General features: G+C 58.0%; 15 protein-coding genes and 1 tRNA gene. 10 read left to right on the top strand and 6 right to left on the bottom strand.

Annotated features, from left to right (window positions below; translation table 11 throughout):
• Nucleotides 1–63: 63 nt before the first annotated feature.
• On the bottom strand, nucleotides 64–1,038 hold the full coding sequence (locus DQW91_RS09720; protein WP_157961393.1) for a hypothetical protein: 975 nt from the start codon (nucleotides 1,036–1,038) through the stop codon (nucleotides 64–66).
• Between the two features lie 199 nt (nucleotides 1,039–1,237).
• Here DQW91_RS09720 and DQW91_RS16565 point away from each other — a divergent pair, with 199 nt between their 5' ends.
• A complete protein-coding gene (locus DQW91_RS16565) occupies nucleotides 1,238–1,570 on the top strand; it encodes a helix-turn-helix domain-containing protein (RefSeq protein ID WP_157961392.1) in 333 nt (110 codons plus the stop codon).
• An 82-nt stretch (nucleotides 1,571–1,652) separates the two neighbouring features.
• Here the strand turns inward: DQW91_RS16565 and DQW91_RS09710 are convergent, their stop codons facing one another.
• The 3 genes from DQW91_RS09710 to DQW91_RS09700 all read right to left on the bottom strand — a co-directional run bounded on the left by DQW91_RS09710 (nucleotide 1,653) and on the right by DQW91_RS09700 (nucleotide 4,596).
• A complete protein-coding gene (locus DQW91_RS09710) occupies nucleotides 1,653–2,693 on the bottom strand; it encodes a hypothetical protein (RefSeq protein WP_112663426.1) in 1,041 nt (346 codons plus the stop codon).
• Between the two features lie 15 nt (nucleotides 2,694–2,708).
• A complete protein-coding gene (locus DQW91_RS09705; RefSeq protein ID WP_157961391.1) occupies nucleotides 2,709–4,409 on the bottom strand; it encodes a site-specific integrase in 1,701 nt (566 codons plus the stop codon).
• 97 nt (nucleotides 4,410–4,506) lie between these two features.
• Nucleotides 4,507–4,596: transfer RNA gene (locus DQW91_RS09700), tRNA-Ser, on the bottom strand.
• A 431-nt stretch (nucleotides 4,597–5,027) separates the two neighbouring features.
• Between DQW91_RS09700 and DQW91_RS09695 the strand changes: the two genes are divergently transcribed.
• The 9 genes from DQW91_RS09695 (at nucleotide 5,028) to DQW91_RS09655 (ending at nucleotide 13,172) form a co-directional block, all read left to right on the top strand.
• A complete protein-coding gene (locus DQW91_RS09695) occupies nucleotides 5,028–6,053 on the top strand; it encodes a septal ring lytic transglycosylase RlpA family protein (protein WP_112663424.1) in 1,026 nt (341 codons plus the stop codon).
• Between the two features lie 81 nt (nucleotides 6,054–6,134).
• Nucleotides 6,135–7,376: a D-alanyl-D-alanine carboxypeptidase family protein gene (locus DQW91_RS09690; protein WP_112663423.1), complete on the top strand. Its 1,242-nt coding sequence runs from the start codon at nucleotides 6,135–6,137 to the stop codon at nucleotides 7,374–7,376.
• Nucleotides 7,373–8,050, top strand: a complete 678-nt coding sequence (gene tmk, locus DQW91_RS09685) for a dTMP kinase (protein ID WP_112663422.1) — start codon at nucleotides 7,373–7,375, stop codon at nucleotides 8,048–8,050. The genes DQW91_RS09690 and tmk overlap by 4 nt, the downstream gene beginning before the upstream one ends.
• Entirely contained in the window at nucleotides 8,040–9,101 is a 1,062-nt protein-coding gene (locus tag DQW91_RS09680; protein ID WP_112663421.1) for a DNA polymerase III subunit delta', read from the top strand. Before tmk ends, DQW91_RS09680 begins: the two co-directional genes overlap by 11 nt.
• A gap of 26 nt (nucleotides 9,102–9,127) precedes the next feature.
• The gene (gene metG, locus DQW91_RS09675) at nucleotides 9,128–10,684 is read left to right on the top strand and encodes a methionine--tRNA ligase (RefSeq protein ID WP_112663420.1); all 1,557 of its coding nucleotides are present in this window, start codon (nucleotides 9,128–9,130) and stop codon (nucleotides 10,682–10,684) included.
• Nucleotides 10,685–10,803: 119 nt separating this feature from the next.
• Entirely contained in the window at nucleotides 10,804–11,601 is a 798-nt protein-coding gene (locus DQW91_RS09670; protein WP_112663419.1) for a TatD family hydrolase, read from the top strand.
• The gene (locus DQW91_RS09665; protein WP_112663418.1) at nucleotides 11,598–12,398 is read left to right on the top strand and encodes an MBL fold metallo-hydrolase; all 801 of its coding nucleotides are present in this window, start codon (nucleotides 11,598–11,600) and stop codon (nucleotides 12,396–12,398) included. The genes DQW91_RS09670 and DQW91_RS09665 overlap by 4 nt, the downstream gene beginning before the upstream one ends.
• A 349-nt stretch (nucleotides 12,399–12,747) precedes the next feature.
• Nucleotides 12,748–12,951, top strand: a complete 204-nt coding sequence (locus DQW91_RS16860) for a DUF6634 family protein (RefSeq protein ID WP_198411832.1) — start codon at nucleotides 12,748–12,750, stop codon at nucleotides 12,949–12,951.
• A complete protein-coding gene (locus DQW91_RS09655) occupies nucleotides 12,948–13,172 on the top strand; it encodes a hypothetical protein (RefSeq protein WP_112663417.1) in 225 nt (74 codons plus the stop codon). Before DQW91_RS16860 ends, DQW91_RS09655 begins: the two co-directional genes overlap by 4 nt.
• 145 nt (nucleotides 13,173–13,317) lie before the next feature.
• On the opposite strand, the gene DQW91_RS09650 is transcribed toward DQW91_RS09655, so the two are convergent.
• Nucleotides 13,318–14,034, bottom strand: coding sequence for a CbtA family protein (locus DQW91_RS09650; RefSeq protein ID WP_112663416.1), 717 nt, complete (start codon nucleotides 14,032–14,034; stop codon nucleotides 13,318–13,320).
• An 11-nt stretch (nucleotides 14,035–14,045) separates the two neighbouring features.
• Nucleotides 14,046–14,231 (bottom strand): CbtB domain-containing protein, encoded by a 186-nt coding sequence (locus tag DQW91_RS09645; RefSeq protein WP_112663415.1) that lies wholly within the window; start codon nucleotides 14,229–14,231, stop codon nucleotides 14,046–14,048.
• Nucleotides 14,232–14,235 lie beyond the last annotated feature (4 nt).

The raw sequence follows: 14,235 nt of genomic DNA, 5'->3' as shown, positions 1-14,235 counted from the left end.
ACAAGGAAATTCGCGAATAGGGGGAGCGGTCTTGCGTTTGTCCGAAACCGTGTCCGCGATATCTCATGGGACATCGTAGCTCTCGTTACCGCGAGACCATCGCGCAATGACCCCATCGTCGGGAGCGGTCAGTTTGTAATAGGTCAGCTGGGACGCTCCCTCATACCATTTGTATCGGACTTCACGAAAGCGATAGCGCGTGAGTTTCGCCGCGAGGACTCGTTGAGCCTCGGCGATGTACTGGTTCGAGGAGAAACGGGCATGGATATATGTAACCACCGTTGTTCCTGAGCCTGAACCTTTGACATCAATATCTTGGATCCATCCGTCCTTGGCTGCCTCACGTACATAGCGTTCCCGCAGCTTCGAGAACGCGGCCCGTTGAAATTTCACCACCTGCTGCAAAAGATTGTCAAAGGCTTTGCGTTGGGTTGGATCAAGGTCGTAGTGTTTTCGGGCTGAGATCAACATGGCGACACCATCAAGCCGATCCAGACAATCCTCCATTGCCCCATAACATGCCAATAACCATGAATTTGCGTCACCATACGTGGCTGATCGAACGCCGTCGCTCAAACGCCTCATGAAGTCATCGGCCTCCTTGCGGCGCTCTTGTGCTGCGGCCAGCTCCCGTTCCTTAGCAATCTGCGCCTCGCTCTTTACCGGCTCCAGCGGCTGTTTCTCAGATTCCACGACCTCAGTGACGGCAGTTGAGACTGGTGAAACAGGGACATCCACCTGCTTCGAAGCCTCGTGAGGTGTGGAGGTGGTTTCGACCACAATCTTGGTCGCGTCCTCAGCTTTCTTGTCGTCGGCGATCGCGTAAACAAAGCCTGCGAGAGAGCACCATACGAGCCCGGCCGCCATCCAGCGCGATCTCAATCCAGGGACAAGCGACGGCTTGATCATCACAACCAAGCCCACGGTCAGAAAACCCCAGGCCGCGACTTTGGTGATAGGGGAGGACCACGCCGCAAGTCCGGCCATAAGCACCGGCACAATGACGATGAAAATGAAAAGGTGCCCGAAAGCGCTCATCACTCGGGCCTTGAGTTGGCCAGGTTGGTCGTTTGCGGGAGAATACTGTGGCGGTGTTGGAGCAGGGCACATCGGGTCATCTACGCTCTTAAGACTCGAACATAATAACGATTGTCGCTATAGAAATCATAATAAATTTGCAAAGAAACGCATTTTAATAACATGTTCGTTGACGCCGCCTCAATTCAAACATTGGGGCATGGATTTGAAACGACACATTGGCGCACGCGTGAAATCTGCCCGTCGTGACGCTGGCCTGACGCAAGCTGGATTGGCGGAATTGCTTGATAGAGCCGTCGAGACGATTTCCAACATTGAACGCGGCCACGCGCTTCCCGGCATCGATACATTGGCTCGGATAGCGGCATTGACCGAGGTCGCTCCAGTTTATTTCCTTGAGGGACTGCCGGAGTTTCACGGGGAAAGCCCTCGAAGAGCTCAACAGGAGGCGGAGGCTAACAGCCTCGTCAGGGGCCTATCGGATGCCGAACTGACGTTAGCCTTGCGGATAATCCGGGCGATCAAGCGCTGAGGGGAAGGCGGGTTTGAGTGCAATCAATTGCAATTAACTTGCAATTGCAACGCAGTGGCAGCTTGGGGTGTTGCTCTCTCGATCAATCGTCGAGGGTGAGCTGCGCCGCCTTAAGGGCCTCAGGCCAAAATTTCCAAATGTCCTGAGGTCTCCAGAGATCCGCATGGGCCTCATTCAAGCAGGTCTCTATTTCCGAGCGAAGGCTTGCATCGATCACCGTGGCTAGAGCGGCCTTTTCTCCTCGGTGTCTCACGCTGTCGAGGAACCAGGTCCATGTTTGGCTTTCCATACCTTCTGGCCTGTAGGAGTTGGGAGAAGCCACGGAGATACCCATGAGCTTGTTCGGTAGCGTGCCAAGTTTCGGGATAGGAAGCGCCGTTTTGCGTGTCACTTCGATACGCGAATAGGGGATACCTCCGTAAGCCGGGAGCTTCCCTGTCTCTTCGAGTTCTTTGCGCTTGTTGTAGCCCTTTGTGTCGCTAGGTTTCTTTTTAGGCTTGTAGTTCAGATAAACGGATTGGACCGGCCCGGACTCCGCGAAATAGGCGAAACTCTTATGCGCTTCTCCACCTCTGAAGAGGAGATTGAAAATGCTGACGCCAACGACGTCTACAGCAATGTCGAGCCGAGTGATCGTTCCGTTCTTGAGGATGTCTTCCAAGCTGCCCGCTTGGATCGATAGCTCCGCCCACTCCTCGAAAAATCCGGCAATAGAGGCCTTAGAGAGGGTGGATGGATTGAACTCAAACCGAAAGAAATGTTTAACTTTCTTCGATTTGGGATGTGCTTGAATGAGTATGCCCCCCTCAGAAGGGGTCCCGTGCCAGATAATATTAGTTTTATATCGAGAGGGACTCTTACCCAAAGGTGCGGGCTTGAAGGCCGAGACGTCTTGATCAGCCGCATCCCAGAGCGCCTGCTCAACATGCTGCTGGAGTTTCATCATCTCGGCATGGGATTCGGTAAGGTCCCACATGCTATATGTGATAGAAACCTTATCTATCTTCGGTCGTAAGACGGCTACCTTCTCTTTTTCCCTCTTTACCCAATAAGCGATCTCTCTCGCATCTAGGAGCGCGCTCTTGTTAGAGGAAGGTGAGGGGAGTTTGAATTTGACCGGCATGGGGAAGGGCGAAGGTCAGTTCTTCGCGGGATAGAGCCCTGATAGGTCAATCTTGTAGGCCACACGTTGCAACTCTTCGTTCAACACGTCAACCGCGAAGGCCGATCCGTATTGATCATGGACGCTCTCACTCGCGTGCCCCATCAATGATCTCGCAATGTTCCCGGGCACTTTGGCTCTCACAAGCGCATCCTTGAAGGTGTGCCGGAAGCTATGGAACGTGGTCCTTTGCGACTTGATGTCGATGTCAGCCGTGTAGCGGCCGAACCATTTTGAGAAATTGTGCGAGTAATATCCGTCCGACCCAGGTTTGATATCGGGGAACAGGCGTCCCTTCGGGCTTTTCTTCTGAGTTTCCTGGATATGCTCCATGAGGCCCAAGCGGAGGAGTTCTGAATGAACTGGGATTTTCCTGACGCTTGACGCCGTTTTCACGGTCTTTCCCTCCCCCGGTCTGACATCGAAATAGGCGATATCATCATCGACTTTGATGTCGGAAACGAGCAATTGGACGATCTCTCCAAGGCGCATCCCGGAATAAAGGGCGACCAGTGGTATCCAGAATTTCCCGTCGCGGAGAATCAGGTGACCCGGTGCGCTTCTCCGAGTCTCGGATTTGCAGCCTCGATACAATGGCGAACTGAAAAGGCTACTTAGTTGCTCTGTCGAAAAGGACTCTCTCGCCTGCATGGCCTCCTGAGCCGAGATCTGCGGAGTCTTGATTTTGGCTCCAGGCTCCTTGGTCAGATAGCCTTCATCCACACACCACCGCAAAAAAGTGGTCAGATTGGATCGATATTTGGTCGCCGTCTTTTTGGCTAAGGGGGCCTTTCCATCTGCGGTCTTCAGGACTTCACGGATGTCGAGGTCAGTCCCTCCTTGCCGCTTCATATAATTCGAAGGCAAGCGGAGGAGAGCGTCGCGAAAATCGCGAACATCATCATCCTGAATTGAGACAATTGGCCGATCCTTGCCGGAAAGCGCCATGAACAAGCGAAGCACCCGGAGATTTTCGTTGAAGGTCTTCAATACCCAATCACTGCGCCGAATCTCGCAATATCGCTCAATCACCAGCTTCAAAGTGCGAGAAGGTGTCTGATCCTCAGCTATGGGGGGCGGTCCGAGAGCATGCACCCCCGCGAAAAGAGGATCTAGCGGTGCCGATTGGTCATACTGACCGAACAGCTTCGCGGCATAAATTCGATAGTTTTCGATCTGCGCCCGAAGGATTGCAGCGCAGAGCTGATCGAAACCCTCACCTTTGGCCAGTTCAGTTGGAAGGCCTTGGGTAGCGAGTGCCTCCATTGCTTCACCCCTCAACGAGGGACTGAAACGGCGCGCCGACAGATCCTGGCGAAGAATGCCTGCGTCCTCGAGGGCGCTCTTGGCTTCAAATTCGCGGTCGATTTCTTTGTCGTGAGAGACGAGCAACACGACCTCTTCAGCCTTATGCAATCGGGTCTGAAGATAATTCCTTGCAATCTCTTGCACTTGGGACGGAGACAGTTCGGGCATGTTCTGGACGAGTGTGATCAACTGCAAAGAGGCGGCGCTGAGCGCCCGTGCCCGCAGCCTAGCGAGGCCTGGGACACTTGTCTTCAGAGACAGCTTTATTTCCCGGCGACCAAATCGCAATACCATGCGATGGGGCAGAGCCATTCGAAACCAAAACACATGCCCTCTGCGCACCAGATGGGTGACATGGTAATGCGCCAAACCCAGCTCCTCTGCCCCAGGTTTCTGTACCAAGGACACGAAGCGGACAATTCCGAACTCCAATTAGCTCCGACTTTACAATCGCTTACCGGAAAAATGGCGGAGGGGGTGGGATTCGAACCCACGGTGGGCTTGCACCCACGGCGGTTTTCAAGACCGCTGCCTTAAACCACTCGGCCACCCCTCCGGGTCGTCTCGTCTCTCGTGGGATAGGGCTCCCCGGAGCATCGACGCGCCTTGTGCTTGATACGCCTTAATGCCACCCGTTCGAAGGTCAAGATTTTTCTGCGCGGCCGGCATAGAGGAGCGAGCACGGCGTCAGGCCATTGGAGCAAATTGAACTCCCCAGCAACAGCTTGATGGCAAGGCTATTATAATTGAGAGGATTGTTCAGACCATTCGTGAGCGGGCCTTTTTCTCTTCGCTAGACTTGCAACTGCCTTCGCTTGACCACCTCGACAACCTGTTGTTCACCGTAGAATAGCCTGATCGAGGCTTGGGCATTGACAAGCTTGACCTTTTAACATTTCCTAACCGCGCAAATGCATGGTGCGGGAATCTGTTTGCCCGCACATCGCCTGGCTAGGCCATCGGGCCGGAACAAGGAATGCGGACGGTATGATTGTTGATCGCGCCGATTCAAACCATCTCGTGAGCGAGGAGGGTGCTTCTTTCGCAAGCTCCACCCTTCTTCGTCTGGCTGGTGTCACTTTCGTCGCTCTGGCAGTCGCCAATTGCTCCAAGGTTGGGGGAATCGACCCCAAGTATGGCGTCGCCGCCAGCCCCCGCGTGGTTCGCGATGGCGAGCCAGTTCCCAAGGGTGGTGGACGCCAGCTTGTTGGCAAGCCTTATACCGTCGCCGGCAAGACTTATGTCCCCGGTGAAAATCAGAGCTATAGCCGGGAAGGGTTGGCTTCCTGGTACGGCGTCAATTTCCACGGCCGCCTGACCGCCAACGGCGAGGTCTTCGACCGCGCCTCCATTGCGGCGGCCCATCCGACCATGCCGCTCCCGAGCTATGCTCGCATCACGAACGTTTCGAACGGCCATTCCATGATCGTGCGCGTGAACGATCGCGGGCCCTATCACGGCAACCGCATCGTGGACGTTTCGGAACGGGCGGCCGATGCCCTTGGTTTCAAACGCTCTGGCACAGCCCGCGTCCGCGTCGAGTACGTCGGTCGTGCGTCCGTCAATGGCAGCGACGACCGCGTGCTCCTGGCCAGCCTGCGGACGGATGGCCAGCCGGCTTCGCTGACCGGCGGCGCGCCGACGATGATTGCGGCCGCTACTCCGCGCCCCACGCCCGTGCGCGAAACGATCGCGACACAGACGTATGAGGCAAGCGAGGAAGTCGCCGTCGTTGAGACGCCTGCTCCGGTCATGCCTCAAGCTCAGCCGCTTCGGCCCACGACCATCGGCATGATTCCTCTTCCGCCCGAGCGGCCCTTCGATCTCGGCACGATCCCCGGCGCAGCTACGCCGGTTCCGATGGTTGTCTCGTCTGCGGGCAGCAATGTCCTGCCGCCGTCGCGCCCGATTGTGGCGGGTCTCTACTATGCGGAGCCGCAATCGGCTCCGCAGAAGTTCGAGCGTTCAGCGACTTTTGGGACGCTCGACCAGACCAAGTTCGCGGTTCGATAAGCCTAGCCAAGATTGGGGTGAGGGCGTTGATTTAAACGCTCTCGCGCCACAGATTCATCTTTCCGCTTGGAGAGGTGAAAAATGCCGTTTCTGCAATGGCTCCCGGGCAGACGCTTCCACTCGGCATCAAGAGGCCTTTGGGGAATATGGACCGCCATAGCGGCCATCGTATTGCCCATCTCCGTTCCTGCACAGACATTTCAGACCACAGCGCCGCAAGCCATTCTCGTGGACGCCGGCACGCGCTCGATTCTATTCGAGAAGAATGCTGATGAACGTTTGACTCCCGCCAGCATGGCCAAGACCATGACGGCAGAGATTGTGTTCAACGAGATCAAGAGCGGCAGGCTGAGTCTCGACAAGGAATTCATGGTCTCCGAGAACGCCTGGCGAAAGGGTGGGGGACCCTCTGGCGGGCCTGCGATGTTTGCCAAGGTCAACAGTGCCGTCCGGCTGGAAGATCTTTTGCGCGGCCTCATCGTGCAATCGGGCAATGATGCCGCCATCGCAATCGCCGAAGGTATCTCCGGAACCGAGGAGAACTTCGCGAAGCTGATGAACGAAAGAGCGAAAGAGATCGGCCTGAAAAGCGCCTCTTTCCGCAATGCAACAGGCCTCAGCGATCCGCAACAGAAGGTGAGCGCGCGGGATCTGGCGACGCTGGCCCAGCACGTTATCGAAACCTATCCCGAGTTGTACAAGATGTTCGGGGAGCAGGAATTCACCTGGAACAAGATCCGCCAGCGCAACCGGAATCCGCTGCTGACGATGGACATCGGCGCTGATGGCCTCAAATCCGGGAACACCGAGGAGGCGGGCTACGGGCTCACTGGCTCCGCAGTCCAGAGCGGCCAGCGCCTGATCGTCGTCGTGAATGGCCTCAAAACGGCGCAAGAACGCTCCGGCGAGGCCCGTAAGCTCCTGGAATGGGGTTTTCGCTCATTCGAGTCCCGGGCCATTTTCTCGGATCAGGATGTAATTGGAGACGCCAAGGTCTTCGGCGGCTCCCAAAGTTCGGTCCCGCTGGTGGCGATGAAGCCTGTTCGCGTTCTCATGCCCCGCGGAGAGGCGCAGCGCCTGAGCGCTCGCATCCGTTATATAGGGCCGCTCAAGCCCCCAGTAGCGAAGGGAACGCAAGTGGCCCGCCTCGAAATCGACAGGGGGGACGTGAGAGCCCTCGAGATTCCGCTTTATGCGGCGGAGGATGTCGGGGTAGGAACGATCAGGCAACGCGCGTTCGACGGTCTGGTTGAGTTCAGCACCGGCTGGGCCCGCCGCGCCGCTTCGAATGCGCTCTCAAGCCTCTCCAGCCGGATCAGATGACGGGTTATTTTATTACTTTTGAAGGTGGGGAGGGCGCAGGCAAGTCGACCCAGATCAATCGCCTGCGCCAGCGTCTCGCACAGCAAGGACAATCCGTTCTGGTGACGAGGGAACCCGGCGGCTCACCGCGCGCGGAAGAGATCCGGACATTTCTTCTGAGCGGCCAAGCCAAACCGTTCGGAGCTTTCGCCGAGGCGCTACTCTTTTACGCCGCGAGACTCGACCACCTTGATCAGACCATTCGGCCCGCCTTGTTGAAGGGCACCCATGTGCTCTGCGATCGCTTTTCCGATTCTACGAGAGCCTATCAAGGCGCCTCAGGAAACGTTGATAAGCGATTGATAGAAGGCGTAGAAAGAGTTGTTGTTGCCGACAACAAGCCGGACCTGACGCTCATCCTGGACCTTCCTGTCGATGTCGGCCTGCAACGAGCCGGGGTCAGGCGAGAAGGAGCGGGTGAGGGGGTCGACCGTTTCGAAGGCGAAGGCCTTTCGTTTCATGAAAAGCTTCGTCAGGCTTATCTCGATATTGCCGCGAGCGAGCCGAAGAGATGCGTTGTGATCGACGCCAACCGCTCTCCGGACGATGTCGAAGCCTCAATCTGGCACGCGGTCCAAACCCGTCTCCCTCTCTTGGCCGTCAATGCTAAGGATGCCCAGCCACATGGCGCGTGACAGCGACGACAGCATCGAGACGGACAAGCTCGAAGGGGCCCTGCATCCGCGCGAGCAGCTTGCCTTCTATGGGCACGCCGAAGGAGAGGGCGCTTTCCTCGAAGGCTTGCGAAGCGGACGTCTCCATCACGCCTGGCTGATCGGCGGAACGCAAGGGATCGGCAAGGCGACTTTGGCTTACCGGGTCGCCCGCGCCATCCTCGATCTCGCTCCCGGCTCGACCGATCTCACAAGTCTTGATGTACCTGAAAGCTCTCGCACCGCCCATCAAGTCGCGGCCTTGTCTCACCCCAATCTTGCGGTCCTGCGGCGGGCGCCGGGCACCGACAAGAAGGCGGCTTCGTCGACCATTCCGGTCGAGGCTGTCCGCAAGGCGCTCGGCATGTTTTCGTCAACGGCAGCGAATGGAGGCTACAGGGTCTGCATTGTCGACAGCGCCGACGATCTCACCATCGCCAGCGCGAACGCGCTTCTGAAGGTCATCGAGGAGCCGCCTCCGCGCTCGATCTTCCTGATCGTCAGCCACGCGCCGCAGCGACTGCTGCCAACGATCCGCTCCCGCTGCCGCCGGCTTCTCCTTCGCCCTTTGAGCGAGACGGATATCAGAGCGGTGATCGCTTCCCTGGGCGCACCCTGGAGCGAAACGCCCGACACGGTGTTGAGCCGGGCCATCGCCCTCAGCGAAGGCTCCGCACGTCGCACGCTCGAATTGCTGGACGCGGACAAGGTGGCCCATATCGACCGGGTCACGGCGCTGCTCGACGCCCTGCCGCGTGGCGATACCAAGCAATACATCGCTCTGGCGGATAGCCTCGCGCGCAAAGATGCCGACGAAGACTACGCGCTTATGCTGGAAACCCTTCACCGTTGGGCGAGCGGTAGGCTCCATGAGAGGGCAGCCATAGGCGCTTCGCGTCTTGCACCGCTGGTGGAGGTGTGTGACAAGATCGCCCGCTCGGCGCGTGAGATTGATGTCTACAACCTCGACCGCCGCCCCTTCATCCTGGCGCTGTTCGACGATCTCGCCGAAGCGGTTCGGCGAACGGCCTGAATGGTTCTATCGGCAAGAGGATCGTCATGGCCGACAAGAAGAAATATTACATCACGACGGCCATTTCCTATCCCAATGGCGCACCGCATATCGGGCACGCCTATGAGATCGTCGCGTCGGATGCCATTGCGCGCTTCAAGCGTATCGATGGTTACGACGTCTTCTTCATGACCGGCACCGATGAGCACGGTCTCAAGATCCAGCAGACGGCGGATCGCAACAGCACGACCCCGAAAACCTTCGTGGACGAGATGGCGGCGAAGTTCCGCGCCATGGCCGATCGCCTGAACTGCTCCTATGACAGGTTTATCCGCACCACGGACGCGGACCATCTTCCGTCGACACAGGAACTCTGGCGCAGGCTTCAGGAGAAGGGCGACATCTACCTCTCCAAGTATTCCGGCTGGTACTCTGTCCGCGACGAGGCCTATTACGACGAGAGCGAACTGACCAAGCAGCCCGACGGCTCGTGGCGCGCGCCGACTGGCACGCCGGTCGAATGGATCGAGGAAGAGAGCTATTTCTTCAAGCTCTCGGCCTATGAAGACCGACTGCTGAAGTTCTATGAGGACAATCCGACCTTCATCAGCCCGGAGACACGGCGCAATGAAATCGTGAGCTTCGTGAAATCCGGCCTGCAGGATCTCTCGATCAGCCGCACGACCTTCAATTGGGGCCTGCCCGTTCCCGGCGATGCCAAGCACGTCATGTACGTGTGGATCGACGCCCTTAACAACTATCTGACCGGCTGCGGATTCCCGAACGAGAATGACAAGCGTTGGCATTACTGGCCGGCGGATGTTCACATCATCGGCAAGGACATTGTTCGCTTCCATACGGTGTACTGGCCAGCCTTCCTGATGTCCGCCGAGTTGCCGCTGCCCAAGCGCGTTTTCGGCCACGGCTTCCTGTTCAACCGCGGGGAGAAGATGTCGAAGTCGGTTGGCAACGTCATCGATCCTTTCGAACTGGCGGAGACCTACGGCGTCGATCAGTTGCGCTATTTCTTCCTGCGCGAAGTGCCGTTCGGACAGGACGGCAATTACTCGCACGAGGCGATCGTCAACCGTATCAATGCGGATCTGGCCAACGACCTTGGCAACCTGGCGCAACGTTCTCTGTCGATGATCGCGAAAAACTGTGATTCATCAGTCCCTAATCCGGGAGAGTTCACGCAAGCAGATAAGGATCTTCTCTGGCTCGCCGATGCTCTGCCAGGAAAGACGAGGGCGGCGATGGACGACTTTGCGCTTCATGTCCTGCTCTCCGAGATCTGGGCTGTCGTCGCCGAAGCCAACCGTTATTTCGCCTCGCAGGAACCCTGGACGCTGCGCAAGACCGATCCGGCACGGATGGCAACCGTTCTCTACGTGACGGCGGAAGTGCTGCGCGCGGTCGGTATTCTGGCGCAGCCGTTTGTTCCGACAGCAGCCGAGAAGCTTCTCGATCTGCTGGCCATCGCTCCAGACCAGCGCACGCTTGCGGCTATTGGAGGTCAGGCGCGCCTGAGCCCCGGAATTGCGCTTCCGCAACCGGCTCCGATTTTCCCCCGCTACGTGGAAGCGGAAACGGAAGCATCGTAACCAACGGCCTCCGTATGCGCTTCCAAGGCGCAAGCGGAGGCACGCCGGCATTATCCGTAAAGTCCCGTCGGGCTACGCTCGCAAAGCGTTAAAGCGTCGGGAGGAGGGCGCGTTAAGCCATGCTCGTCGACAGTCATTGCCATCTCGATTTTCCCGATTTCCAGACCCGGTTGCCGGACGTGCTCGCTGCCGCCGAAAAAGCGGGCGTCGGGCGCATGGTAACGATTTCGACACATGTTGCGCGCTACGACACCTATCGCCGGATTGCGGAGGATCACGACAACGTTTTCTTCACGGTGGGGACGCACCCGCACAATGCGGCCGAGGAACCCGATATCCCTGTAGAACGCCTTGTCGAGCTGGCCCAGCATCCGCGCTGCATTGGAATTGGCGAAGCGGGCCTCGACTATCACTACGACACCAGCCCCCGCGACGTTCAGCAGCGCGTATTTCGGGTTCACATCACCGCTGCTCGCGAAACCGGGCTGCCTCTCGTCATCCATGCGCGCAACGCCGATGACGACATGATAGCCATCTTGCGGGAGGAGATGGGGAAGGGGACCTTCAAAGCGGTTCTGCACTGCTTCTCTTCGGGCCAGAAGCTTGCCGATGTTGGAGTCGAACTAGGCCTCTCCATTTCTTTCTCGGGCATCCTGACGTTCAAGAAGTCCGAGGACATTCGCCAGATCGCCGCCTCCGTCCCGCATGACAGGTTGCTCGTTGAAACGGACGCGCCTTATCTCGCCCCTGAGCCGTTTCGTGGCAAAACCAACGAGCCGGCCTTCGTAAGCTACACTGCGAAGACATTGGCGCAAGTTATTGGAAAGACAGATCAAGGGACGGCCGCGCTTACGACGAAAAATTTCTACAATCTATTCTCCAAGGCAGCTTTGGCCGATAGGGTCGCAGCATCATGAGCCTGCTGCGCGTCAGAATCCTGGGGTGCGGATCATCCGGGGGCGTGCCACGCGTCGCTTCCGGATGGGGCGCGTGCGATCCGGCCAACCCTCGCAATCGGCGCAGGCGCTGCTCTGTTTTGGTCGAGCAAACAAACGGATCGGGCGCAACGAGCGTCCTTGTCGACACGTCGCCCGACCTGCGTGAGCAGTTGCTGGATGCTGGCGTTACGCAGCTCGACAGCGTCCTGTTCACACACCAGCACGCCGACCATACACACGGCATCGACGATCTTCGGCCGCTCGTCATTGCCATGAGACAACGCATTCCGGTCTACGCGGACCGCGTGACGAGCGACCTGCTTTTCGCGCGTTTTGGCTATTGCTTCGATGCGCCGCCCGGAAGCTCATATCCGCCCATCCTGGAAGCCCATCTTCTGAAGCCCGGCGAGCCGATCCGCATTCAGGGGGCGGGAGAGCCTCTTGAGGCCTTGCCGTTCCAGGTCGTACACGGCGACATCGACGCCCTTGGCTTCCGCTTTGGCAAGATCGGCTATGTGCCGGACGTGAGCTTCGTTCCGGAGGATTGCATCCCATATCTCGAAGGCCTCGAGGTCCTCATTATCGATGCCTTGCGCTTCACGCCGCACCCGACCCATTTTTCGGTCGCCGATGCTCTGGCGTTCATCGAGCGGGTCAAGCCGCAGCGTGCCGTCCTGACGAACCTTCACTCGGATCTGGACTACGAGACCCTGCGCCGCCAACTGCCGTCGAACGTTGAGCCCGCGTTCGACGGAATGGTTGTTGAAGCACGTTGACGGTCGGCATCGAGCTACGAGCGCACAAGGCGAAGCTGGTAACTCAATAAGGGTGAATTCTCTTAAAGCTTTGGAATTTCTTATATATTTTGGTTCCATAATATATCTTATGCGAATTTTATATGGGTGGAGGGCTGCCTTGTCGCTCTACCGTCCCACCTATTCCGAGTCTGATATTTTTCGCGTTCCGTCGGCGCCTTAAGATACCAACCTCGATTGACAATGTCCCCTCTATGTTCCGGCCTTTGCGCACGGCAGGGCCTCGCCCTTAGTCGTTCGATACGCTCTCAGACCTTCCGAAGGCGTATCCGATCCGAGCAAGCTGGGAGGTCTACGACGAGTTTATCCAATGTCGGTCTCCCTTCTGTTTCAGCAGCCTTTCGGCCCTTGGCAGGTCTTGGAAGGCTTCGGGGTTGACCATCTACGACTGGGAACGCAGCCCATCATCACCTCCGGTCTTTTCGCCATCGACGCGGCCCGGGGTTGGGCCCGCACCTATTCCCGCTTTTATCGCCTCGCCCTGCCCAGCCGTACCGAGGGAGGCGTGTCATGAGGCCGAACAATGAACGCTCCTCCCAGAGACAGGACGATCATCCCGTCATCGAGAAGCCGAAAGTGAGGCCTCGTACTGCCATCGCCCTCGCCTGTCTCGAGGCGGTGATGCCGAAGGACTTGAAAGCCCGCGTGAAGCGGGAGGCGCTGGCAATCCTTGTGCAGGTTCCCGATGCGTCTTGGAGCGAAGCGGTTGTAACCGGCGCGAGGCCGACGCAGTAACTTCAAGACAAGGTAATCTACAGATTTCCGACAAGCCGATCGGCCCCTGAAACGGCGACAGCGCCCTCAAGGGGCGCTGCGCTTATAAATAGAAGCTTGTCTGTCTAGAGAAATACGGGAGTCCTTTGGATGAGCCCGTCTCTCTTTATGCCATTTGCTGCGCTCGCGAACGGACGAAGCCGGCGACCCCGCCAAGAACGACCCAGAAGACAAGGCTGGTTACTGAGGCCATGACGACGAAATTATGCGCCAATGCTTCAGGAATCGGAGACTCGAAACTCTCCGGTTGAGGCGCGCCCACAAGGTGCGGTGCGACGATGAGAGCGAGCGCCAGAACGGCAAGAGGCAAGGATTGCTTGAAGACAAGCAGCGCAAGCCCGATGCCCGTCGCCAAAGCTGTACCGACCCACCAGATCTGACGTTGACCCAGCTCGGCGGCGGGCATAGCGGGCAATTCCGACGGAAGACCGAGGCCGGGTGCAAGCGTAAACACGACAAAGCCCGCCAACCCCCAGAAAATACCCTGGCGCCAGCCGCTCATTCCGCCCCTCAACTCCGATGCAGCGACGAGCAGCAGCGCGAAACCGATAGCGGTCACCACATTGGCGAGAGCCGTGTAGGCGGAGCGCTCAAAGCCATCCGCTGGTGCCCACCCCTCTTCCTTGTCGTGGTCGTGCGCGTGAGGTGCAGCCGCAGTGTTTGGCGTTGCCGCATGCTCATGAGCCGGCTCGGCAGCGCCTTCGAAGGTCTCTGCCTTCAAGATCAGGGGAACGGTCCCGGCATACTGCATGGCAGTCATTGTGAGACCTGCAATAAGACCCGCGAGTGCAGCAATGAAGACGATATTGCGAAAGAGTGCCATCGTTCGAACCCTCAGTGGCAGGGGAAGGCGAGCGAGTGGCGCACGTCATGCGCTGCATTGTGGATGGCTTCGATGTGCGAGAAGCCGGAGACTCCGACAACGAAGAGACCAAGGAAGATTGCGAGGCCGATCTGGGCCAAGCGGGGAGTCGATGTAGCCGATGACTGGATCGGGAGCGAAGTCTGCTGAACGTTCATGTGC

The organism is Microvirga flavescens (assembly GCF_003290125.1).
In the GTDB taxonomy this organism is placed as follows: domain Bacteria; phylum Pseudomonadota; class Alphaproteobacteria; order Rhizobiales; family Beijerinckiaceae; genus Microvirga; species Microvirga flavescens.
The sequence above is the reverse complement of the archived record's forward strand: the minus strand, read 5'-3'. Positions and strand labels throughout refer to the sequence as shown.